The organism is Pseudooceanicola sp. NS-SX8, assembly GCF_057380755.1.
Genome location: NZ_CM170819.1, coordinates 3,294,673 through 3,316,354, shown reverse-complemented (window position 1 = coordinate 3,316,354; position 21,682 = coordinate 3,294,673). Strand labels below are relative to the sequence as shown.

The following is a 21,682-nucleotide window of genomic DNA, read 5'->3' as shown; positions in this document are numbered from 1 at the left end:
CATGATGCATGGCGATTTGGGCGAAAGTAGGATGTTCGGAGGGAAATGAAAGCGCCTTCAGCCGCCGGTTGAGTCGCTGCCTTCATCGCTAATCCTGCGGGATTGCATGGCGTATTTCGCGATGTAGCGCGCGGCGCGCAGGGGCAGGGGGCGCGTGGGCGGTGTCAGCAGCATCCGGCCCATCAGGGCGCGGAAGGGTTCGCGCAGCATCAGGTCCTGGAACCGGTCATGCCGCCAGGTGACGGCGGCGCCGTGCAGTGCGCCGAGCCTCGGGTCGGCTTTCAGCCGGGCCAGCTCCGCCTGCATGGCGGGGGCGTGGCGGAGGATGCTGCGGTCTTCCTCTGCGGCGAAATTCCGTTCGACCCAGTAGTCCATGCCCAGCATGTCATCGGCATGCACCGCCCGGCCACGATCGGCCTTCAGGATGAAGCTTTCCATCGCGCCAAGCGCGTAGTGGTTCAGCTGCGCCAGGGCGTAGTTCGACTTTCCGTAGTTGGAGAAAATCCGTTCACGGCGGAACTTTTCCGGCAGGGCCTCGCCGTCGGAGCCGAACCAGCGCGCCTGGTCGAGCCGGCTTGCCACCGGCGCGCGGGGCCGGTGCACGCCCACCTTCCGGTAGGTGCCGTCATTGCGATAGAGCGTCTTGAACATGGAAGCCCGCCAGGGCCAGTGCAGGACCTCGGGCGCGGCCCGGGTGAAGGTTTCGGTCACGGGGGTGTCGTCGTAGTGCACGACGCCGCCATTGCCGAAGAGCCGCCACGTGAGGGTGATCGCCGTCGCCTCGGGCAGGGCGGAGAGCAGCGCCGGGATGGTGCCGTCGCCCACGTGGATATTGACGAATTCGTCGATGTCGAAGGGCAGGATCCAGTCGGCCTGCTGCACGATGTCGAGCTTTTCGCATTGCTTGAGCGCGGTGAACTGGATGCCGCGTGCATCATAGGGCCCGTCGTTGCGGACATGGGTCAGCACGCCCAGTTCCGCCAGCCGGTCGAGCATCAGGTCGGTGCCGTCCTGGCAATCGTTGGAAAACACGAGGAAATCGGTGAAGCCGATGCAGCGGTGATGGGCCAGCCATTCCAGCAGGAAGGCGGCTTCGTTCCGGACGGTCAGGATCGCCAGCACCCGCATCAGTGCGCGGGCCGCCGGTCAGCTTTCGACGTCGAGGGCCAGCGCATAGGCGACGCGCTCCGTTTCGGTCAGCTTCAGTTTCAGCGCCTGGGTGTAGAGCTCTTCGAACTCTTCCATCCCGTGCAGTTCGGCGGCCTTGGCGCGGTGCCAGGCAAAGCCCGCCTCGTGCAGGGAGCGCAGCTTGTCATCCTCCAGCAGGCGGGCCAGTTCGGCGCGGACGCGGGGGATGTTGCGCTGGATCGTGATGTCACGGTTGTCGGACCAGTCCATGCGCACCCAGTAGTTCAACCCGATGGAGCGATCGACGTGCAGGGCGCGGCCGCGCTGCCGCTTGATCAGGTAACTTTCGGCGGAGCGCAGGGCGTAGTGGTTCAGCTGCAGAAGGTCGTAGCCGATGTTCTTCTGCGAGCTGCGCCAGCCGTTCTTCAGCACGTCCTTCGTCATCGGCTGCCCCGATCCGTTGACCCAGGAAACCTGCGGCTGCTTTGCCTCGTCCAGCTTGTTCGGACGGTGGCAGGAGATCTTCTGGTAGGCGCCGATGTTGCGGAACATGGTCTTGAACCCCCAGACGGTATGGGGCTTGGGGCAGTATTTCGGCGCGGCATGGTCGAACTGGGCGATCACCAGGTCATCCTTCAGCGCGCTGACGCCGTTGTAGCCGAAAAGCCGCCAGGTCATCGCGACATTGGTGGCATCGGGGACGCGGGCAAAGAAATCATCCAGGGTGCCGTTGCCGGTGCGGATGTTGACGAATTCGTCGACGTCGAAATGGGCGATCCATTCCGCGTCGCGGATCAGCGGTTCCTTCAGCGAGGCATCCAGCGCCGATTGCTGGGGGGAATTGCCCTGCCAGTTGTCGTTGTTGCGGTGCTGGACGATGCCCAGCTCCATCAGGCGGTCCAGGATTTGTGACGTGCCGTCGGTGCAGTCGTTGGTGTAGATCAGGAAATTGTCGAAACCCACGGCGCGGTGATAGGCGACCCATTCCAGGATGTAGGGTGCCTCGTTCTTCATGCAGCCCAGCACGACGCGGCCGGAGTTGCCTGCGGGCAGGCTGCGGGGCGTGATGGGGGTATAGGGCGGAAGCTCTGCCTCTTCATCGACCTGGCCGATGTTGTTGTGGGGCGCGAAGGCGCCGCCCTTGATGTTGTCGAACCGGGCCACGGCATCGGGGGGCAGGATCGCGCGCGCCTCGGCCGAGAGGCCGCCTCCGGCGGGGCCTGCTGTCGCAGGCGCGGGGGCTTCGCCGGTGATCACCTTGGCCTCCGCGATCTTGCCGTCGCGCTCTTCCTTCGTGGCCTTGTCGATGCGCCAGCGGAAGGACAGCAGGTACTGGGACGCGCGGTAGCCGAATAGGGGATCGGCCTCGGCCCAGGGCACGCCGGGGGCGGGCAGGGCGAGGTCGGCGGCAGAGAGGGCCGGTTGCGCGGGCAGAAGGGCGGCATTGCCGGGCGCGAAGCGGGCGCAGAGCGCGCCGAGCTCGGCCGGATCCATCGCGGGGCCATCGACCGCGATCTCGTTCAGGAACCGGATCCAGAGCTGGCGCGGCAGGATCGCGTCACGCGATTGCAGGTAGGCCTGCAGCAGGTCGTTCATCTGCCGGGCGCGTGTCAGCGTGGCCGCCGGCACCTGACCGGGGACTGGCACTGCCTCTCCCTTGCCGATCTGCGCTTCGAGGCCCAGCATGTCGCGGATTTCATCGGTGACGTTTTCGGAATGCATTACCTCCGGCCGGTAGGGGCGGAAGATCACGCGGCCGGGGCCGAAGACGGCCTCCCAATGGGTCTGCAGCGCGGCGTAGTCGAGCCAGAACAGCGGGCGCTGGATCGAGGGGAAGATGCCGCGCAGCGGGTCGGGTTCGGGGCAGGCATCGAGGCAGGAGGTCCACCAGTCGGCGGTCTGGGGGATGGCCTGTTCCACGGCAAGCGAGCTGGCGCGCCCTTCCATGACCTGCGCGGCATAGGCGCGGGCCATGGCGGTGGCCTGATCCGCCAGATGGGCCACGACCGTGATGTCGTCGGACAGGGGAAGCAGCAGGTTGCGCAGCGTTTCCAGTTCGGAGCGGCGGGTCAGGCCGGTCGCAAGCTGAGCGCAGGAAATCACGAGAGTGGAAGGGTTTGCGGACTGAACTTCACGTAGAAGATCAGCGCCGACCTCTTCGCGCAGGGCGCGCTGCTTCTCGGGCAGGATGTGACCGCGGTTGAACCGCAGCGGATCGACCTGATCCGGGTCGGTGACCGCCATGAAAAGCCGCGCCTGGTTCTTCTTGCCCGGCGAGCGCGGGTAGAGGATGCCATGGGATTTCAGCTGATCGCGCTTTTCGTGCAGCGTCGTCTGCAGCGCGAGCGACCCCGCAGGTTCGGTGCCGATATGCAGGATGATCTTCATGCGGTCTGATCCCGGTCTTCGTTTTCATCCGCCGGGCGGGAGGTGTTCTCGTTCGCGCGGCCCCACCAGGGCAGGGCAAAGCCCAGGTGCGCCTCCAGCTTTGGCTGGGCGTCCGGATCGGCCACGTCGAAGCTGAGGAAGGCGTCATCCCCGGCAAAGATCCGGTCGAGGTGGGCATAGTGGCCGTCGATCCAGCGGGCCAGCTGCGCCTCTTCCCCGCCGAAGCCTGCAGGCAGGCCGGGCAGGGAATTTTCCAGCAGCCGCTTGGGCATGTTCGTCCAGCGCATCATGGAGTTGGCCAGCCTTGCCGGATCGCGCCGGGTGGCGGTGAATTTCACATGCGGGTGGCGTTCGCGGATCGCGGCGATCAGGGCATAGTCCATCTGCGGCCAGGCGGAGCGGCCCTGGTGCAGGAAGGAGGCCTCTGCCACGGCGTCGAATTCATGCAGAAGTTCAAGCGGATCGCCGGAGCCGTAGTAGCCACGGTAGAGCACGAGACCGACGAAGTTCCGGTTCATCGCCTGGTCCGCGGTCTGCCCGCGCCGGATCCGGTGGTCGGCCACGTTGAGCTTGGCCGCCGTCATCGCTTCGGCAAAGGAGGTGGTGCCGGATTTCGGCAGGCCGAGGTTGATCACGCGCATGCGGTGCATCGTCAGAGCCTCCCCAGTTCGGCCAGCAGGGCTTCTTCGCGCGGTGGCAGGGTCGAGGCTGCGCGGAGCTGATCGCGCATGGCGGGGTAGGGCGCCTGGTCGAGCAGGGCGTCGCGTTTGGCCCGGTGCAGGGCGCAGGCTTCCTCGTGCAGCGCGGCGATGCCGGGCAGGGCCTTCAGCCGGTCCATCTCCGCCGTCAGGGCGGGCAGGTAGCGCTGTATCGACAGGTCCTGCCAGGCGACGTCGGCGCGTTCACGCCAGTAGCTGTCATCGAAGGCACGGCCTTCGCGGTTCACGTCGCCCCGGTCGTTCTTGACCAGGTAGCTGTCCAGCGAGCGCAGGGCGTAGTGGTTGAGCGTCGCGAGATCGCGGGCGCCCTTCGCGGGGAACTTGCGGATCCGGCGGGGATTGTCGGCCACCAGGAACTTTGGCGGGACCTTCCTGCCGGATCCGTCGGTCCAGCGGGGCCGCTTGGCCGGGGCCAGCCTGTTGCCGAAGAAGGGGCGGTGCGCGCCGTAGTAGCGCAGCGGAAAGTCCTTTCGCACCAGCGACTTCACCTCGATCGCGGTTTCGCCGCACCAGATGTCGGGGTTATGGCTGCGGGTGAACTGTTCGATCACGGGACGGTCTTCGAACCCGTCGATCCCGTCGTTGCCGAAGAACTGGAAGGTGACGGAAATCGCCTGGGGGTCGCCGCAGGCGGCGATCAGGGCCGGGATGGTATGATCGCCCGTGTGGATGTTGAGGAATTCGTCCACGTCGGCGATCCAGACCCAGTCGGCGCCGGTCACGATGGTCTGCCGTGCCGCGTCCTTCAGCGCTTCCATCTGGTAGTTGCGGCCCTGGGCGGGGTTGGGCAGGTGCCAGACCAGCCGGTGATCTTGCAACCGGTCCAGAAGGCGGTCCGTCGCGTCGGAGCAATCGTTGGAGTAGAACAGGAAATCCGTGACCCCGATGACCCGGTTGAAGGCGATCCATTCCAGCAGGAAGGGGCCTTCGTTCTTGACGCAGGTGACGGCGGTTACCTGCATCGCGAGGCTCCTTTGCCACGGCGGCAGGGGGTGCCGACAGGGTCGCTGAAAAGGGCGTCGGCCGGGGCAGCTGTTCCGGATCTGGCCGCGGATCTGGCCTGCGTTGCGATCATCTGTGTCCTGCCCTTCGCCATCGTCCGTATCGTCCATGCGCCCGGGAATGGACGCCCTCGTGATCTGACACGTGATCTGACCGGCGATTGTGGTTGTTCTTTGGCGGAAAGATCGCAATTTCCGGCCGTTGCGTCAATCGCGCCCCCGTTTCTTCCCCGTCTTGCGGCAGGCTGCGAGCGCCGGAACCCGGTGGGCGATGCGTTGAAATTGAACCAACTCGCGCTCTCGGGTGTTGAGTGGCAACGACCGGGGCATGAGCAGGCCCCGGCGGAGGAGAAAGGACACGTAAGTATGACCGCACGAGTTTTCAGGAATGGCACGGCGCTTGCCCTGTCCCTGGCCCTCGCGCTGCCCGGTACGGGCATGTCGCAATCTGCCCCCGGTGGGCAGAAGGGCAATGGTAATGGTAACCGCGCAGAAGCCTGCGCCGGGCTGAGCGGGCAGGACCTTCAGACCTGCATCGAGAATGGCCTGCAACGTGGCGGCCCGGGCCGGAAAGGGAACGGGCAGGGCGAGGGCCAGCCGGGCAACGAAGAGCCGCAGGGCGAGATGCCCCAGCCCGCAGCCCCCGATCAGGAGCCCGATCAGGAGGTCGCGCCCCAGGCGCTGCCGCAGGTCGGGGACCAGCCTGAGCCGGAGCAAGTGCCCGAACAGATGCCCGAACAAGCGCCTGAGCAGGCGCCAGAGGCAGAGCAGGCCCCCGAGCCGGCCCCTGAACCGCAGGCGGAGCCTGAGCAGGCCCCTGAGCCAGCGCCAGAGCCGCAGGCCGCACCGGAACAGGCCCCCGCGCCTGAACCGGCCCCCGAAGAGGAGCCCGCACAGGAACCTGCGCCGCAGCCTGCCCCTGAGCAGGCGCCCGAACAGGCCCCCGCGCCCGAGCAGCAAGCCGCACCCGCACCGGAGGCTGACGCCCCGCCCAAGCCCGACGCAGAGGCCCGGCAGCAAGCGGAGCAGCAGGCCGAGCAACAGGCAGAACGTGCCGAAGAGCGTGCAGGCGTGGCCGCAGCGCAGGAAGGCGCAGAGGCGGCGGACGTGGACGATCAACGCGTCACCGAAGAGAATTCCCGCTCCTCGGACGAGGAATTCTCCAATAGTGTCAGTGCCAACGCCCCCGCATCCGCGCCGCAACAGGCCCCGGAGCAGGATCAGCGTGCCCGGGATGACGACGGCGGAAACGACCTGCTGGAAACCCTGGGCAAGGCCGCGATTGCGGGTCTTGGCGCCTATGCCGTGGGCAAGATCCTGTCCAATGGCGACAAGGTTGTCACCAACTCCGGTGACCGTGTCGTGGTGGAACGCGACGGCCGTTACGTGGTCCTGAAGGATGACGATACGCTGCTGCGCCAGCCGGGCAGCGACGTGCGGACCGAGACCTTCAACGACGGCTCCACCCGCACGACGGTGACCCGCGAGGACGGCACCCAGGTGGTGACGATCCGGGCAGCCGATGGCACGGTGCTGCGCCGGACGCGCGTGCTGCCCAACGGGCAGGAAGTGCTGCTGTTCGACGACACGCGCCAGTTCGACCGCGTGCAGGTGCAGGACCTTCCGCAGGCCCCCGCGCAGCCGGAAATCACCTATGACAACCGCAATGCCGGTGACCTGGCCCGCGCGCTGGAACGCTACCAGACCGGGGCGGACCGGACGTTCTCTCTCGGCCAGGTGCGTGACATCGGTGCCGTGCGGAAACTGGTGCCCGAGATCACCGTCGACAACGTGAACTTCGAAACCGGCAGCGCCGTGATCCGCCCCGAAGAGGCCCGCGACCTGGCAGAGCTGGGGCAGGCCATGGTCGAGATGATCGAGGAGAACCCCTCGGAGGTGTTCCTGGTCGAAGGCCATACCGATGCGGTCGGTCAGGCGAGCTACAATCTGGCCCTGTCGGACCGGCGCGCGGAAAGTCTGGCGCTGGCCCTCACCGAATACTTCGGCGTTCCGCCGGAAAACATGGTGGTCCAGGGCTATGGCGAGGGCGACCTGAAGGTGGCGACCTCCGACGCGGAGCGGATGAACCGCCGCGCCGTCGTCCGCCGCATCACGCCGCTGCTGCAGGGCGAATAAGCCACCGCAAATGCACGAAAATTCGGGTCGTCCCCCAGGTGGGGGCGGCCCTTTTCACGTTTTCGCGCCAGGCCGGGGGGGCACGGCTTGTACTCTGTCGCCGCATGGCCCTTACTGGGGCCGGAACGCCGGGCAGGTGCCGGCATCACGGTTCGGGGGAGAGATCCGATGGACGCATTCGACATGATCCCGGAACAGGCGCTGGACTGGCACCTGTCGGGCAAGGGCGCGGCCCTGGCCACGGTGGTGGAAACCTGGGGCAGCGCGCCGCGCCGCGTGGGCAGCCAGCTGGCCATTTCTGGGGAGGGGGAGATCGCGGGCTCCGTCTCGGGCGGCTGTGTCGAGGGCGCGGTGGTGACCGAGGCGCTGGAGGCGCTGGAAACCGGCGCGCCGCGGCTTCTGGAATACGGGGTGAGCGACGGTGACGCCTTTGCCGTGGGCCTGGCCTGCGGCGGGACCATCCGGGTGCTGGTGCAGCCGGTGGGCGGGGCCTTTCCCGAAGACCTGTTGCAGGACCTGGTGACACGCCGCGCGGACCGGCAGGCGGCGGCGGTGATCTCGGCCCCGGAGGGGGCGGTGACGGAGGTCGTGGCAGAGGGATTTCCCGAGCGTTTCCGCATGGATAGATCCGGTTTCGAAGAAGATGGCCGCTTCGTCGCCGTGCACAACCCGCCGCTGCGGCTGATCGTGGTGGGCGCCGTGCATATCGCCCAGGCGCTGGTGCCGATGGCGCGGGCGACGGGGTTCGATCCGGCGGTGGTCGACCCGCGGGAGAGCTTTGCCTCCTACGCGCGCTTTCCGGGGGTGCGGCTGCTGACTGACTGGCCGGATGAGGCGGTGGCGGAACTGGGGCTGGACGCACGCACCGCGCTGGTACTGCTGACCCATGACCCCAAGCTGGACGACCCGGCGCTGGAAGCCGCGCTGCGGTCCGACTGTTTCTACATCGGTGCCCTGGGGTCGAAGCGGACCCATGGCAAGAGGTTGGAACGCATGGCCGAAAAGGGCTTTGCCGACAAGGACCTGGCGCGGATCCACGGGCCTGTCGGGCTCGATATCGGGGCGGCGAATCCGGCGGAGATCGCGGTGTCGATCCTGGCGGAGCTGGTACAGGTCCTGAGGCGCGGCGCATGAAGTTCGGAGAGGTCCGCCTGAACCGGGCGGAGGGGGCCATCCTGGCCCATTCGCTGGAACTGCCGGACGGGACGCGCCTGCGCAAAGGGCTGCGCCTGGGCACGGCCGATCTGGAACGGCTGCGCTGGTTCGGGATCGACCGGGTGACCGCCGCGCGGCTGGAAGCGCATGACGTGCACGAGGATGCCGCGGCCGAGGCGCTGGCCCGGGCCCTGGTGCCGGAACGGGACGGGCTGCGCCTGGGCGTGCCGGGCACGGGGCGCGTCAATGTCTTTTCCGAGACCCCGGGTCTGGCCGTGGTGGACGCGGAAAAGATCAACGCGGTCAACGCGATACATCCGATGATCACGGTGGCCACGGTGCCCGAGTACCAGCGTATGGCGGTGCGGGGCATGGTGGCCACGGTGAAGATCATTTCCTACGCGGTGCCCGATGCGGCGCTGCAGGCGGCCTGCGACGCGGGGCGGGGTGCCTTGCGGCTGCAGCACCTGGCGCGCCCCCGCGCGGTGCTGGTGCAGACCTTCACCGGAGAGGTGCCGGAGCGGACCGGGGTCCGGGCGGTGTCGACGCGGCTGGAGCGGTTGGGCGCGGGGCTGGTGGCGGAGAGCAATGTCCCGCATGAGGAAGAGGCGCTGTCGCTGGCGCTGGCCTCTGCCCGGGAGGCGGCGCGGGCGGATGTGATCCTGGTGCTGACCGGCTCGGCCACCTCGGACCCTGACGACGTGGCGCCCGCCGCGCTGCGCCATGCGGGCGGGCAGGTGACCCGGTTCGGCATGCCCGTGGATCCGGGCAACCTGCTGTTCTTCGGCGATCTTTCCGGCACCCCGGTGATCGGCTTGCCGGGCTGTGCCCGGTCGCCCGCGCTGAACGGGGCGGATTGGGTACTGGAACGGATCCTTTGCGGGGTCGAGGTCACCTCTGCCGATGTGGCCGGCATGGGGGTGGGGGGCCTGCTGAAGGACATCCCGACCCGGCCGCAGCCGCGCGACCCGAAGTGAGGCATCCTTTCGCAGTGTGACGGCCCGGGAAGGTCCGTGACGGCCCGGGAAGGTCCGTGACGGCCTGGTGATGCCTGCCGGGGGCATCTTTCCTTGCCCCCCGGGGCCTGCCATGCTTGAGTGCGGGTACTAGCCAGCCCCGGGGGGAGCCATGCCCAGCATCAGTTTGAAAGTGAACGGAAAAACCCGCAGTGGAGAGGTCGAGGGGCGCACGCTCCTGGTCGAGTTCCTGCGCGAGGGGCTGGGCCTGACCGGCACGCATGTTGGCTGCGACACCTCGCAATGCGGTGCCTGCACGGTGCATGTGGACGGGCTGCAGGTGAAGGCCTGCACCATGTTCGCGCTGGAGGCCGACGGGGCGGAGGTGACGACGATCGAGGGGGTGGCGGCACCCGACGGCACGCTGTCGGCGCTGCAGCAGGCCTTCCAGGACAATCACGGCCTTCAGTGCGGCTTCTGCACGCCGGGGATGATCATGTCGCTGTCCAAGCTGATCGAGGTGAACCCCAAGCCCAGCGAGGCGGAGATCCGGGACCACCTGGAAGGCAATATCTGCCGCTGCACCGGCTACCACAACATCGTCAAGGCGGCGCTGGCGGCCACCGGGCAGCTGTGATCCGTTAACGAGATCCTGCGGCACCGTCGACAACGTCGGTACTGCAGTGCAGCGACTCAGCCAGCGAAACCCATGGTTAACAGGGCTTTCGGGCCGAAATCGGCACGTCGGTATAACGTCGGTATTGCGTCGGTATCGCGGCGGTGCGGCATGGCCGGATCCGCCGGGGTTAACGGTGCGCGCGGTGGGTTTTGGGGGACGTGATGGCCGGGCCGCGTAAGGGGGCGGGCAAACCCCGGGCGCGGGAGAGGTGTGGGAGAGGTGTGGTGCATGGGGGCTTGGGGAGTTGCGGTGGATTTCATCCACCCTACGAATGTGGGCAGGCGGTGGATTTCAGGCTTGGGGAGCAGTGGTGGATTTCATCCACCCTACGAATGCAGAACGCCCTCCCGGTTGGGGGAGGGCGTTGAGCATCGGGGATCCGTCAGACGGGATCAGCGCGCGAGCGGGCCGATCATCATGACCATCTGGCGGCCTTCCATCTTCGGCATGTTTTCGACCTTGCCGAGTTCCTTGACGTCTTCCGCCACCCGTTCCAGGAGTTCCCGGCCGAGGTTCTGGTGCGCCATCTCGCGGCCCCGGAAGCGCAGGGTGACCTTCACCTTGTCGCCCTTTTCGAGGAACTTGATGACGTTGCGCATCTTGACGTCGTAGTCGTGGATGTCGGTGCCGGGGCGGAATTTCACTTCCTTGACCTCGATCACCTTCTGTTTCTTGCGGGCTTCGGACTCGCGCTTCTGCTGTTCGTACTTGAACTTGCCGAAGTCCATGATCTTGCAGACCGGCGGGGTCGCGTTGGGAGAGATCTCGACCAGGTCGAGACCGGCTTCCTCGGCCAGTGCCATGGCACGGGCGGGCGGCACGACGCCGATGTTTTCGCCCTCGGCGCCGATCAGGCGAACTTCGGGGGCGCGGATGCGGTCGTTTACGCGGGGGCCGGTGTCACGGGTCGGCGGCGCGTTGTGGGGTCTGCGAGCTATGGTTTTCGTCCTTTGATCGTTGATCGGATTGAGGCGGCAAAATACGCGCGAGGCTGGATTTTTTCAAGCGCCATTTCGCGCATTGCCGGGCAGAACGCAAGAGGGGCGGCCGGAGTTCCGGCCGCCCGCTGCGAGATTTTTCAGGGTTCTGGCGAAGCCACGCGGGGTGGCTCAGTCGACGAAGGCTTTTTCGACCACGTATTGCTTGGGGTCGGAGTTCGCGCCCTCTTCCAGGCCGTAGCCTTCGAGCAGTTCCTTGATGTCGATGTTGAAGGCCAGGTTGCCGCAGACCATGCCACGGTCGGTTTCCGGGTTGATCGGGTCGATGCCGAGATCGCGGAACACCTCGCCGGAGCGCATCAGGTCGGTGATGCGGCCCATCTTGGGGCTCTCTTCACGGGTGGTGGTCGGGTAGTAGCGGATCTTCTTCCAGAAGCCTTCGCCGATCAGCTCGTTCAGCAGCTCGTCTTCCTTCAGGCTCTCGATCAGCTCTGCCCCGTAGGTCAGTTCGCCCACTGTCCGGCAGGTGTGGGTGATGACGACCTCGTCGTAGTCCTCGTAGGTCTGCGGTTCGCGCAACAGCGAGGCGAAGGGGGCAAAGCCGGTGCCGGTGGCGAAGAACCACAGCCGCTTGCCCGGCAGCAGCGCGTCATGCACCAGGGTGCCGACGGGCTTGGGGCGCAGGATGATCTCGTCGCCGACCTGGATGTTCTGCAGGCGGGAGGTCAGCGGGCCGTCAGGCACCTTGATCGAGTAGAATTCCATTTCCTCGTCCCAGGAGGGGGAGGCGATGGAATAGGCACGCAGGATCGGCTTCACGCGGCCGGTCTTTTCGTCCGGGTCACCCATCAGGCCGATCATCACGAACTCGCCCGAGCGGAAGCGCAGCGAGGCGGGACGGGTGCAGCGGAAGGAGAACAGGCGGTCCGTCCAGTGCTTCACGAAGGTGACTTTCTGGGCGTCCGGCAGGGCGGGCGCCTTGGGGGCAGCTACATCGGTCACGGTCATCTCGTTCATTTGTGTACAAAGGATCTCATCAATCCTTTCCCTAGCTTTAATTTGACCATCTGGAAAGAGTTTACGCGCGTCGCAGGCGCGACTGGTAGTCATGTGCCTGCCAATTAGCCCGGAATTTCCACTGGGCCTCGGGCTGGCGGGCGGCGAGGTCGTCGGAAATCTCGACATCGTCGAAGCCCTGGCGGCGGGCCATGGCGTATTGATCGGCGATGACATGGCCGGTGGCGCGCAGGTGGCCGGTATAGCCGCGCTGGCGCAGGGTGCGGCCGATGGTGAAGCCGCGCCCGTCAGCGAAGGAGGGGAATTCGACGCGCACCATGGCGGCGCCGGCGAAGTCGACCTCCTGCGGGTTGGTGTCGGAGGGCAGGGTCAGCACCTGGTCCTCTGGGAAGGCCGCGCTGTCTGCGGCGAAGCCTTGGTCGGTCACGATCACGGTCATGCCTGGGGTCCTCTCACGATCTTGCCATCCACGATATGGATGCCGCATTCAACCTTGTCCTGTCCACGCCAGCGTCCGGCGCGGGGGTCTTCGCCCGGTTTGACGGGCGAGGTGCAGGGCGCGCAGCCGATGGAGGGGTAGCCGCGGGCGACAAGCGGGTGCTTGGGCAGGCGGTTTTCCTCCATGTAGGCCAGCACGTCTTCGGGGTGCCAGTGGGCCAGCGGGTTGACCTTGATCCGGTCATGGCCGTCGGCCTCGAAGAATTCCAGCGCGGCACGGGTGCTGGACTGGAAGCGCTTGCGGCCGGTGATCCAGCCGTCGAAGCCCGAAAGCGCACGTTCGAGCGGCACCGTCTTGCGCAGGGCGCAGCAGGCGTCAGTGTCGAACTGGTGCAGGGTGCCGTCGGGGTCCTGCTTGCCCAGGTCCAGGTCGGAGGCGCGGATGATCCGCACGTCCTTGAGGTTGAGCCGTTCCGCCACTTCCTGCTGGTATTCCAGGGTTTCGGTGAAGAGCATCTGCGTGTCGATGAAGAGCACCGGCACGGTGTTGTCGATGACCGACACCAGGTGCAGCAGCGCCACCGACTCGGCCCCGAAGGAGGAGACCATGGCCAGGTCCCCCACGTCGTGATCCCTGAGCGCCGCTTCCAGCACCGAGGTTGCCCCGTGGTGCCGGTAGCGGTCGTTCAGCCGGTCGACCCGCGCGGCGAGGTCGGGCGGCACCGTTGCGGCGCCGAAATCCATGGCTGCTTCAGGCGGCATTGGCTTTCTCTTTCTCCGGGTAGAGCGCGGCCTTGAAGGGCTGGGCGCCGACACGGCGGTAGGCTTGCAGGAAGGTTTCTTCCTCTCCCTCGCGCAGGTCGAGGTAGGTCTTCAGGATCGTTTCGATCGCGGTCGTGATCTCGTCATAGGCGAAGCCCGGGCCGGTGCGTTCGCCGAGCGTCGCATCTTCGGAGCCGTCACCGCCGAGGGTGATCTGGTAGTTTTCCACGCCCGCGCGGTCCAGCCCGAGGATGCCGATATGGCCCACGTGGTGGTGGCCGCAGGCGTTGATGCAGCCGGAGATCTTGATCTTCAGCGGGCCGATTTCATGCTCCAGCTTCAGTTCGTCGAAACGTTCGGCGATCTTCTGCGCCACGGGGATCGAACGGGCGGTCGCAAGGGCGCAGTAGTCCATGCCGGGGCAGGCGATGATATCCGACACCAGGCCGATGTTGGCGGTGGCGAGGCCCTCGGTCTTCAGTGCGGCGAAGAGCGCGGGCAGGTCGGATTTGTGCACATGCGGCAGGATGACGTTCTGTTCGTGGCTGATGCGGATGTCGTCATGGCCGTATTGCTCCGCCAGGTCGGCGATCAGGCGCATCTGGGCCGAGGTCGCATCGCCCGGGGTCTCGCCATGCTTCTTCAGCGAGATCTGCACGATGGCATAGCCCGGCTGGCGGTGTTGGGCCAGGTTGGTGTCCGCCCAGGAGCGGAAGACCGGATCGCTGTCGTAGGCCACGTCGAAGGCATAGGTCGGCGCGTTGCGGAAGGCGGGCGGGGCGAAGTGTTCGCGGATGCCCGCGAGCATTTCCTGGTCGACGCCGGTGAAGAGCGGCTTGAGCTCCGCAAAGCGGGCCTCCGTCAGCTCCCGGTAGGTGTCGAGGCCGTTCTCGTTCACCGTGATCTTGATCCGTGCCTTGTACTTGTTGTCGCGGCGGCCCAGCACGTTGTAGGTCGAAACGATCGCCTCGGCGTAGGGCAGCAGGTCTTCCTCGGGGAGGAAGTCGCGGATGACCTTGCCGATGACGGGCGTGCGGCCCAGGCCGCCGCCGACGAGCACGCGGTAGCCGCGCTTGCCGTCAACCTCGCGCAGCTGGATGCCGATGTCATGGGCGCGGATCACCGCGCGGTCATGTTCGGACCCGGTGACGGCGAACTTGAACTTGCGCGGCAGGAACTGGAATTCCGGGTGGTCGGTGGACCACTGGCGCAGCAGTTCGGCCACGGGGCGGGGATCGCCCACCTCATCGGCGGCGGCACCTGCGAAGTGGTCGGCCGTCACGTTGCGGATCGTGTTGCCGGAGGTCTGGATGGCGTGCAGCTGCACCTCGGCCAGGCTGTCGAGGATATCGGGCACATCCGGCAGCTTGGGCCAGTTGTACTGGATGTTCTGGCGCGTGGTGAAGTGGCCATAGCCCTTGTCCCACTTGTCCGCGATGAAGGCCAGCTGTCGCATCTGGGCGGAGCCCAGGGTGCCATAGGGGATGGCCACGCGCAGCATGTAGGCGTGCAGCTGCAGGTAGAGACCGTTCATCAGGCGCAGCGGCTTGAACTCGTCCTCGGTCAGGGAGCCGTCGATGCGGCGGGCAACCTGGTGGCGGAACTGGTCGTTGCGGCTGGCCAGGAAGGCGGTGTCGAAGTCGTTGTAGCGATACATGGCTCAGGCCTCCGCTTGCTTGCCGTGGAAGTAGTTGGAAGGACCGGTGCGCCGGAAATCCTCCCGGAAGTGGGTGGGTTCGGGGCCGGAGTCGCCGGCTTTCATGTCGGTCAGGTAGGCGCCGACGATTTCGGACTGGCGGGCCGAGGCCTCGATCAGGCGCAGTTCGGCATGGGCCTCGTCCGTCAGCAGCTCTGCCTCGGCCAGGTCGCGGGTCCAGGTGTCGTCGGCGGTCAGGTAGACCACGTCGCCCTCCAGCAGGGCATTGGCGGTGATCACTTTGGGGGTGAAGGGACGGGGCATCAGGCGGTTTCCTTCAGTTGCACCGCATGGGCGGTGGCGAGGCCGGGAATGGTGTCGACGGTGAGGCCACCCTTGCGGCAGCGGGCGGCGAGCCCGCGCGGCAGCGGCCGGTCGGAGAGGTAGAGGACATGGGCACCGCCATCGGCGGCCAGCGTCAGCAGCTGGTCGAGGGGCGGCACGTCGAGCGGGCGGGGCAGGGCCACGATGCGGGCCTCGCGCCGGGCGAGTTCCAGCACGGCGGGCGAGATGCCCTGGTCGTGGACGACCACATCGGCGGTGTCGAGGGCACGGCGGGCCTTCATCGTCATCAGGTCCGGGTCGGGCGAGGCGGTGACGGTCAGCGTCAGCCGGCCTTCGGGTGCGGGGGTATCGAGGTGGCGGGCCAGCAGCGCCTGCAGGGCGGCGCGCAGATCGGTGCCCTCGGCCACGGCGGCGGGGCCCGCGGTGGCAAACCAGGCGGCCCAGAAGGCACGGCGGGGCGCGCCATGGGGCAGGGCCTCTGCCGCATCGCGGAAGTCGCGGGCGGCGGCGGCCAGGTCCGCCGTGGCGGCGGGCAGGTGTTCTTCCAGGTGCCGCTTGACCGCGCGGGCCAGCATGGGCGCCGCGCCTTCGGTGCCGATGGCGACGGTGAGCGGCGCGCGGTCGACCATGGCAGGGGTGATGAAGGCGGAGGCGGCCAGATCATCGACCACGTTCCAGAGCACGCCTGCGTCCTGCGCTGCGGCCGCGGTTTCCGCGTCGCGGGCCTCGTCCTCGTCTGCCGCGTAGACCAGCGTGGCGCCGGTGACGTCGAGGGGGGCATCGGTGAGCTGAAGGCGCCCCTCGGCGGCCCAGGCGCGGATCTCTGCCGCGGGGGCCTCGGCGTGCACGGTGATCGCCGCGCGGGTCTTCAGCAGCAGCCGCAGTTTCGCGATGGCCGCTTCCCCGCCACCCGAAAGGACGACGCGGGCGCGGTCCATGTCGAGGAAGATCGGAAAGTGGCGCATGGGACGGGTCCTTTGGCTGCTGTTGACTTGCCTCTAGAATAGGAAATATTCCTGTTTCGGCGCTATGGGGGCGCGGAAATAAGAAAAACGGTTCCTCCGCGCGGCGGCGCGATGGTCCGTGTTCCATGGATAGGGGAAAAGGGCGAATGACTGTCCGCCTGGACCAGACAGACCGGAAAATCCTTTTGCAGCTGCAGCAGGACGCGGCGCAATCGCTGGACGATATCGCGCGCCAGGTGGGCTCTTCTAAGACGCCGGTGTGGAACCGGATCCGCAAGATGAAGGAAGCGGGGATCATCGGCCCGCAGGTGGCCCTGCTGGATGCGGAGGCGCTGGGATTCGACGCCTGCTTCTTCGTGCTGATCCGCACCTCGGAGCATGAGGCCGACTGGCAGGCGAAGTTCCTGCAGGCCCTGAAGGATCGCCCCGAGGTGCAGGAGGCGCACCGGCTGGCGGGGGACATCGACTACATCCTGAAGGTCCGGGTGAAGAACGCCCGCGCCTATGACGCCTTCTACCAGGCGCTGATTTCCGAGGTGAAGGTGCACAACGTCACCGCCCTGCTCAGCATGGAAGAGATCAAGTCGACGACCGCGCTGCCGCTTTGAAGAGGTCGGCCTGGCGGCCGATGCCTCCGGCGGGAGTATTTTCGGCCATCGAATAGAAGCAGGACGGTGCCCGGTGAGGCGGCGGACGTTCGCAAGAGGGGCGTTCCACGCCCGGGGCGGAGAGGGAGGCCGCCCCGCCCCGGCACCGTCCCGCTCTCTCACCGGGCCCGAAATACTCCGGGGGGAGCGCAGCGGGGGGGGGCGGAGGCCCCCTCCGCCCGACCCGTCAGACCTGCACCATCAGCTGTTCGAGCCCGTGGAAGTGGTAGAGATCCGCGTATTGCGGATCGCCGGCCAGTTTCAGCTCCGGGCAGCGGTTGAACAGGATCGGCAGGGCGTGGCGCAGTTCCAGCCGGGCCAGCGGCGCGCCGATGCAGAAATGTGCGCCTGCGCCGAAGGAGGTGTTGGTCTTCACCGGGCGGGAGGGATCGAAGACCTCTGGCTTGTCCCAAGCCAGCGGGTCGCGGTTGGCCGCCCCCAGCAGCAGCGCCACCTGGTCGCCGCGTTCGAAGGTGCGGCCTGCAATCTCTGCCGTTTCATAGGCATAGCGGGTGAAGATGTGCAGCGGCGGGTCGTGGCGGAGGACTTCCTCCACCGTGCCGTCGACCGTTTCCGGGGTCAGCCAGCGCGCGGCCTCGCCGTGGCGCAGCAGCGCCAGGGTGCCGTTGCCGATGGTATGCACCGTAGCCTCGTGGCCCGCGTTCAGCAGCACGATGCAGGTGCCCACCAGTTCGTCCATGGTGAGCTTTTCGCCCGCCTCTTCCGCCGCCAGCAGTTCGGTGATCAGGTCGTCGGCGGGGTTGCGGCGCTTCTCCTCGGCATAGCCGCGGATGTAGGCCGCGAAGTCGGCGGCGGCCTTCGCGGCGGCCTCCTCGATCGCGCGGTCGCGGCGGGCCTGGTACATGGCCACCATGGTGTTGGACCAGTCCAGCAGCTGCGGCCCCATCTCTTCGGGCACGCCCAGCAGGCGGCAGATGATCTTCACCGGCAGGTCGGTGGCATAGGCGGGGATCAGGTCGAAGGGCTCACCTTTCGGGAAGGCGTCGATCAGGCTGTTGCAGATCTCCACGATGTCCGGTTCCAGCTTGCCGATGCGGCGCGATGTGAAGGCGCGGAGGGTCAGGCTGCGCATGCGCTTGTGCGGGTCACCGTCCAGCGAGAGCATGGAGTATTTCTCCACCGCCTCGAAGGGTGCGATATGCGCGGGCACGGGGGTCTTCAGTTCCTCCGGGCATTCGCGGCCGAAGCGTCGGTCGCGCAGCAGGGCGCTGACCGTGTCGTGGTCGAAGACGGCGGGCATGCCGTAGTCGGTCCAGTCATGCATCGGGCCGCGGGCGCGGGCGCTGGCATAGAAGGGGTAGGGGTTCTGGACGAAGGCGGGGTCGGTGGGAGACTGGGAGAGAGTGGCCATGGCTTCTTCTGGCGAGGAGACGGTTCCAAGGCAAGAGGGCGCGCGCTAGGAAGGGGGCGGAGGTAACGCGATGTCACGGCGCCTGGCGCTTCCTGCTCTTCTCGTGGCGCTGGTGGGGGTGATCTCGCTGGCGGTGTTCAACGTGGCCTATCGCCAGTCGCTGAACGCGCTGGCGCAGCGGGGGGCCTCTGACCTGTCGCTGGCGGCCGACCGGCTGACCGGGCAGCTGCAGCGCTACCAGGATCTGGCGGTGATGCTGATCGAGCACCCCTCTCTCGGGGCCGTGCGCTATGGCCATGCCGGGCGGGACGAGGCGGAGGAGCTGCTGCTTTGGGCGATCGACCGGACGGGGGTGCGCAACATGGCCTACCTGACGCCGGAGGGGCGGCTTCTGGCCGTGGCCCGGGCAGAGGAGATGCCGGGCGATGGCGCGGGCGGTTTCCCCGATTATGTCACCGCCGCGCTGAAGCGGGCGGCGGACGGGGCGCTGGGCACCGGGCACGGGGTGCTGCCGGCGGCGGCGGGCAACCCGCCCGGCCGGGTCTATGTCTTTGCCGCGCCCCGCTTTCGCGCCAATGGCGGGGTGGAAGGGATCCTGCTGGTGCTGGTGGACGTGGCGCGGCTGGAACAGGAGTGGCGCGGCGACCGGCCCGCGGTCTTCTTCACCGATGCAGGCGGCGATGTCTTCATCTCCAACCGGTCGGAGCTGCTGGGCTGGCAGCGGGAGGGCGCGGGGCTTGCCCCGCCCGGCGGCGCCGCAAGCGCGCCCGGGATGTCGCGGCGCGATCTTGGCGGGCTGGACCTGTGGCACATCGACTGGGGGCCCTACCTGCCGAAGCGGGCGCTGCACCTGGCGCGGGACCTGCCGCAGGTGGGGATGCGGGCGGAGGCGCTGATCGACGCGGCGCCGGGCCGGCGGCTGGCGCTGCTGCAGGCGGCGGTGGTGGGGCTGGTGCTTTTCGTGTCGGGGGCGGTGCTGCTGGTCATCGCCGGGCGGCGCCGCGCCCTGGCCGAGATCAACGCCCTGCTGGAGAGGCGCGTCGGAGAACGCACGGCGGAGCTCAAACGCGCACAGGACGAGCTGGTGCAGGCGGGCAAGCTTTCGGCGCTGGGGCAGATGTCGGCGGGGCTGAGCCACGAGCTGAACCAGCCGCTGATGGCGATCCGGCAATTCGCGGGCAATGGCACGCTGTTCCTGGAGAAGGGCAAGCCGGAGCGGGCGGCGCAGAACCTGGAGCGGATCGAGGAACTGGCGGGGCGCATGGGACGGATCATCCGCAACCTGCGCGCCTTCGCCCGGCAGGAGGCGGAGCCGGCACGGCGGATCGACATCGCCCACGTGCTGGATACCGCGCTGGAGATGACGGAGGCGCGCATCGACAAGGAAGGCGTGGCGCTGGAGGTGCAGCGCCCCGAGGGTGCCGTGCCCGCCATGGGCGGCGAGGTGCGGCTGGCGCAGGTGCTGGTCAACCTGATCACCAATGCGGTGGATGCCATGGCCGCCAGCGAGGAAAAGCGGCTGGTGATCACGCTGGAGGGCGGCCCCGCGCCGCTGATCCGGGTGGCCGACAGCGGACCGGGCATCGAGAGCCCGGAGAAGATCTTCGATCCGTTCTACTCGACCAAGGAGGTCGGTGCCTCGGAAGGGATGGGGTTGGGCCTGTCGATCTCCTACGGGCTGGTGCAGAGCTTTGGCGGGATGATCCGGGGACGGAACCGGCCGGAGGGGGGCGCGGAGTTCACGGTCGAGCTGGAAGGGGTGGCCGGGTAGGGGGCGCTGCCCCCCGCCTGCGGCTCCCCCCGGAGTATTTCGGGCCCAGTGAGAGAGCGGGACGGTGCCTGGGCGTGGCGGACGTCGGCAAGAGGGGTTTGGGGCGCGGGACGGCAGCGGTCCGGTGTCATTGGCGGCGGGCGGCCCTGCTCTTTCACTGGGCTGAAAATACTCATTTCTCCCGGCGGGGCTGGGTGCACCGCCGGAGGTGAAGTTCGCAGGAGTTGGCGGGCTGGCGGTTGGCGGGGTGGCGCGCTAGGGTCGCGGCCGGGAGGATGGACAGGTGATGAGCGAGACCGCGATGGTGAACCGGGTTCTTCTGGTCGACGATGATGCGAGCGTGCGTGAGGCGCTGGCGCAGACGCTGGAGCTGGCGGATCTGGATCCGCTGGTGGCGGGCAGTTTCATCGAGGCGAAGGATCACATCGGGGCCGGCTTCGACGGGGTTGTCCTGTCGGATATCCGCATGCCGGGGCGCGACGGGTTCTTCCTGCTGGACCATACGCTGAAGACCGATCCGGAGCTTCCGGTGATCCTGCTGACCGGCGAGGGGGATATCCCAATGGCGGTGGATGCGATGAAGCGGGGCGCCTTCGGGTTTCTGGAAAAACCATGTGCTGCCAGTGAGTTGCTGCCCGTTCTTGAGAGGGCGCTCAAGACCCGCGCCCTGGTGCTGGAGAACCGCCGCCTGAAGGCCCAGCTGGAGAGCGGGGATCCCGCGGCGCGGATGATCTTCGGCCGTTCGGAGCAGAGCCAGGCGTTGCGCCGGCAGGTGCGGCAGGTGGCGGGCACGGGGGCCGAGGTGCTGGTGACCGGCGCGCCCGGGGCCGGGATTTCGAAGGTGGCGGAGGTCATTCACCTGTCGTCCCGCAGGGCGCAGAGGCCTTTCGTGAAACGCGCCTCTGCGGGCCTGTCGGAGGCGGGGTTGCAGGCCGCATTCCAGGAGGCGCTGGGCGGGTCGCTCTACCTGGACGAGATCACCCAACTGCCGCAGGACACCCAGTTTGCCCTGTCGGAGATGCTGGAGGCGCAGCCGGGCGCGCGGCTGTTGGCGGGCAGTGCGGCCAACCCCGAGGAGGCGGTGGCCCAGGGGCGGTTCGGCCACGACCTCTACTACCGGCTGGAGGTCATGCGGGTGCATATCCCGGCGCTGAAGGAGCGGCCGGAGGATATTCCGGTGATGTTCCGCCAGTATGTCGCCCAGGCGGCGGAGCAGGCGGGGCTAGCCGCGCCGGAGGTCACCCCGGAGGTCGTGGCGCAGCTGATGGCGCGGGACTGGCCCGGCAATGCGCGCGCCCTGATGAGCGCGGCGATGCGGTTCGTGCTGTCGGGGGGCAAGGGGGAGGCCGAGGAGGCCAGCGACCTGAGCCTGGCCGAACAGATGGCGCAGATCGAGAAGAGCCTGCTGGCGGCCGCGCTGCGCCGTCACGAGGGGCGTGCCAGCGCCGCGGCCGAGGCGCTGAAGCTGCCGCGCAAGACATTCTACGACAAGCTGACCAAACATGGGCTGAAACCCGAGGAGTATCGCTGAGGGCGAGGGCCTGGGCAGGCCGCGCTGCGGTCAGGGGCTGGGACAGAGGTTGGGACAGGGGCTGGGCGCGCGAACGCCGCAGGGGCAGGCAGCGGGAG

General features: G+C 67.7%; 19 protein-coding genes. 7 read left to right on the top strand and 12 right to left on the bottom strand.

What is annotated here, in order from left to right:
• Nucleotides 1–57: 57 nt before the first annotated feature.
• From AC2IR1_RS15230 to AC2IR1_RS15215, 4 genes are read right to left on the bottom strand one after another with little or no spacing between them, the layout of a single operon-like run.
• On the bottom strand, nt 58–1,128 hold the full coding sequence (locus tag AC2IR1_RS15230; RefSeq protein ID WP_486472819.1) for a glycosyltransferase family 2 protein: 1,071 nt from the start codon (nt 1,126–1,128) through the stop codon (nt 58–60).
• A gap of 18 nt (nt 1,129–1,146) precedes the next feature.
• Nucleotides 1,147–3,516 (bottom strand): glycosyltransferase family 2 protein, encoded by a 2,370-nt coding sequence (locus AC2IR1_RS15225; RefSeq protein WP_486472818.1) that lies wholly within the window; start codon nt 3,514–3,516, stop codon nt 1,147–1,149.
• Entirely contained in the window at nt 3,513–4,166 is a 654-nt protein-coding gene (locus AC2IR1_RS15220) for a sulfotransferase (protein WP_486472817.1), read from the bottom strand. Before AC2IR1_RS15220 ends, AC2IR1_RS15225 begins: the two co-directional genes overlap by 4 nt.
• 2 nt (nt 4,167–4,168) lie before the next feature.
• Nucleotides 4,169–5,197, bottom strand: coding sequence for a glycosyltransferase family 2 protein (locus AC2IR1_RS15215; RefSeq protein ID WP_486472816.1), 1,029 nt, complete (start codon nt 5,195–5,197; stop codon nt 4,169–4,171).
• 405 nt (nt 5,198–5,602) lie between these two features.
• On the opposite strand from AC2IR1_RS15215, the gene AC2IR1_RS15210 reads away from it, so the two are divergent.
• The 4 genes from AC2IR1_RS15210 (at nt 5,603) to AC2IR1_RS15195 (ending at nt 10,120) form a co-directional block, all read left to right on the top strand.
• The gene (locus AC2IR1_RS15210; protein WP_486472815.1) at nt 5,603–7,372 is read left to right on the top strand and encodes an OmpA family protein; all 1,770 of its coding nucleotides are present in this window, start codon (nt 5,603–5,605) and stop codon (nt 7,370–7,372) included.
• Between the two features lie 168 nt (nt 7,373–7,540).
• On the top strand, nt 7,541–8,506 hold the full coding sequence (locus AC2IR1_RS15205) for an XdhC family protein (RefSeq protein WP_486472814.1): 966 nt from the start codon (nt 7,541–7,543) through the stop codon (nt 8,504–8,506).
• Nucleotides 8,503–9,504 (top strand): molybdopterin-binding protein, encoded by a 1,002-nt coding sequence (locus AC2IR1_RS15200; RefSeq protein ID WP_486472813.1) that lies wholly within the window; start codon nt 8,503–8,505, stop codon nt 9,502–9,504. The genes AC2IR1_RS15205 and AC2IR1_RS15200 overlap by 4 nt, the downstream gene beginning before the upstream one ends.
• A gap of 151 nt (nt 9,505–9,655) precedes the next feature.
• Entirely contained in the window at nt 9,656–10,120 is a 465-nt protein-coding gene (locus AC2IR1_RS15195) for a (2Fe-2S)-binding protein (RefSeq protein WP_486472812.1), read from the top strand.
• 434 nt (nt 10,121–10,554) lie between these two features.
• On the opposite strand, the gene infC is transcribed toward AC2IR1_RS15195, so the two are convergent.
• The 7 genes from infC to AC2IR1_RS15160 form a co-directional block, all read right to left on the bottom strand.
• On the bottom strand, nt 10,555–11,013 hold the full coding sequence (infC, locus tag AC2IR1_RS15190) for a translation initiation factor IF-3 (RefSeq protein WP_486476423.1): 459 nt from the start codon (nt 11,011–11,013) through the stop codon (nt 10,555–10,557).
• A 258-nt stretch (nt 11,014–11,271) separates the two neighbouring features.
• Nucleotides 11,272–12,108 carry a ferredoxin--NADP reductase gene (locus AC2IR1_RS15185; protein WP_486476422.1) on the bottom strand — a complete coding sequence of 279 codons (837 nt, stop codon included), beginning with the start codon at nt 12,106–12,108 and terminating at the stop codon, nt 11,272–11,274.
• A gap of 70 nt (nt 12,109–12,178) precedes the next feature.
• Nucleotides 12,179–12,556, bottom strand: a complete 378-nt coding sequence (locus AC2IR1_RS15180) for a DUF934 domain-containing protein (RefSeq protein ID WP_486472811.1) — start codon at nt 12,554–12,556, stop codon at nt 12,179–12,181.
• Entirely contained in the window at nt 12,553–13,317 is a 765-nt protein-coding gene (locus AC2IR1_RS15175; protein WP_486472810.1) for a phosphoadenylyl-sulfate reductase, read from the bottom strand. Before AC2IR1_RS15175 ends, AC2IR1_RS15180 begins: the two co-directional genes overlap by 4 nt.
• Nucleotides 13,307–14,974 (bottom strand): nitrite/sulfite reductase, encoded by a 1,668-nt coding sequence (locus AC2IR1_RS15170; protein ID WP_486472809.1) that lies wholly within the window; start codon nt 14,972–14,974, stop codon nt 13,307–13,309. Before AC2IR1_RS15170 ends, AC2IR1_RS15175 begins: the two co-directional genes overlap by 11 nt.
• 3 nt (nt 14,975–14,977) lie before the next feature.
• Nucleotides 14,978–15,277: a DUF2849 domain-containing protein gene (locus AC2IR1_RS15165; protein WP_486472808.1), complete on the bottom strand. Its 300-nt coding sequence runs from the start codon at nt 15,275–15,277 to the stop codon at nt 14,978–14,980.
• Nucleotides 15,277–16,263 (bottom strand): siroheme synthase, encoded by a 987-nt coding sequence (locus AC2IR1_RS15160; protein WP_486472807.1) that lies wholly within the window; start codon nt 16,261–16,263, stop codon nt 15,277–15,279. Before AC2IR1_RS15160 ends, AC2IR1_RS15165 begins: the two co-directional genes overlap by 1 nt.
• Nucleotides 16,264–16,409: 146 nt before the next feature.
• Here AC2IR1_RS15160 and AC2IR1_RS15155 point away from each other — a divergent pair, with 146 nt between their 5' ends.
• A complete protein-coding gene (locus tag AC2IR1_RS15155) occupies nt 16,410–16,871 on the top strand; it encodes an Lrp/AsnC family transcriptional regulator (RefSeq protein ID WP_486472806.1) in 462 nt (153 codons plus the stop codon).
• A gap of 226 nt (nt 16,872–17,097) precedes the next feature.
• Here the strand turns inward: AC2IR1_RS15155 and AC2IR1_RS15150 are convergent, their stop codons facing one another.
• Nucleotides 17,098–18,282 carry a cytochrome P450 gene (locus tag AC2IR1_RS15150; RefSeq protein WP_486472805.1) on the bottom strand — a complete coding sequence of 395 codons (1,185 nt, stop codon included), beginning with the start codon at nt 18,280–18,282 and terminating at the stop codon, nt 17,098–17,100.
• 70 nt (nt 18,283–18,352) lie between these two features.
• Between AC2IR1_RS15150 and AC2IR1_RS15145 the strand changes: the two genes are divergently transcribed.
• Nucleotides 18,353–20,053 carry a sensor histidine kinase gene (locus AC2IR1_RS15145; RefSeq protein ID WP_486472804.1) on the top strand — a complete coding sequence of 567 codons (1,701 nt, stop codon included), beginning with the start codon at nt 18,353–18,355 and terminating at the stop codon, nt 20,051–20,053.
• Between the two features lie 301 nt (nt 20,054–20,354).
• Entirely contained in the window at nt 20,355–21,584 is a 1,230-nt protein-coding gene (locus AC2IR1_RS15140; protein WP_486476421.1) for a sigma-54-dependent transcriptional regulator, read from the top strand.
• Nucleotides 21,585–21,682: the final 98 nt, after the last annotated feature.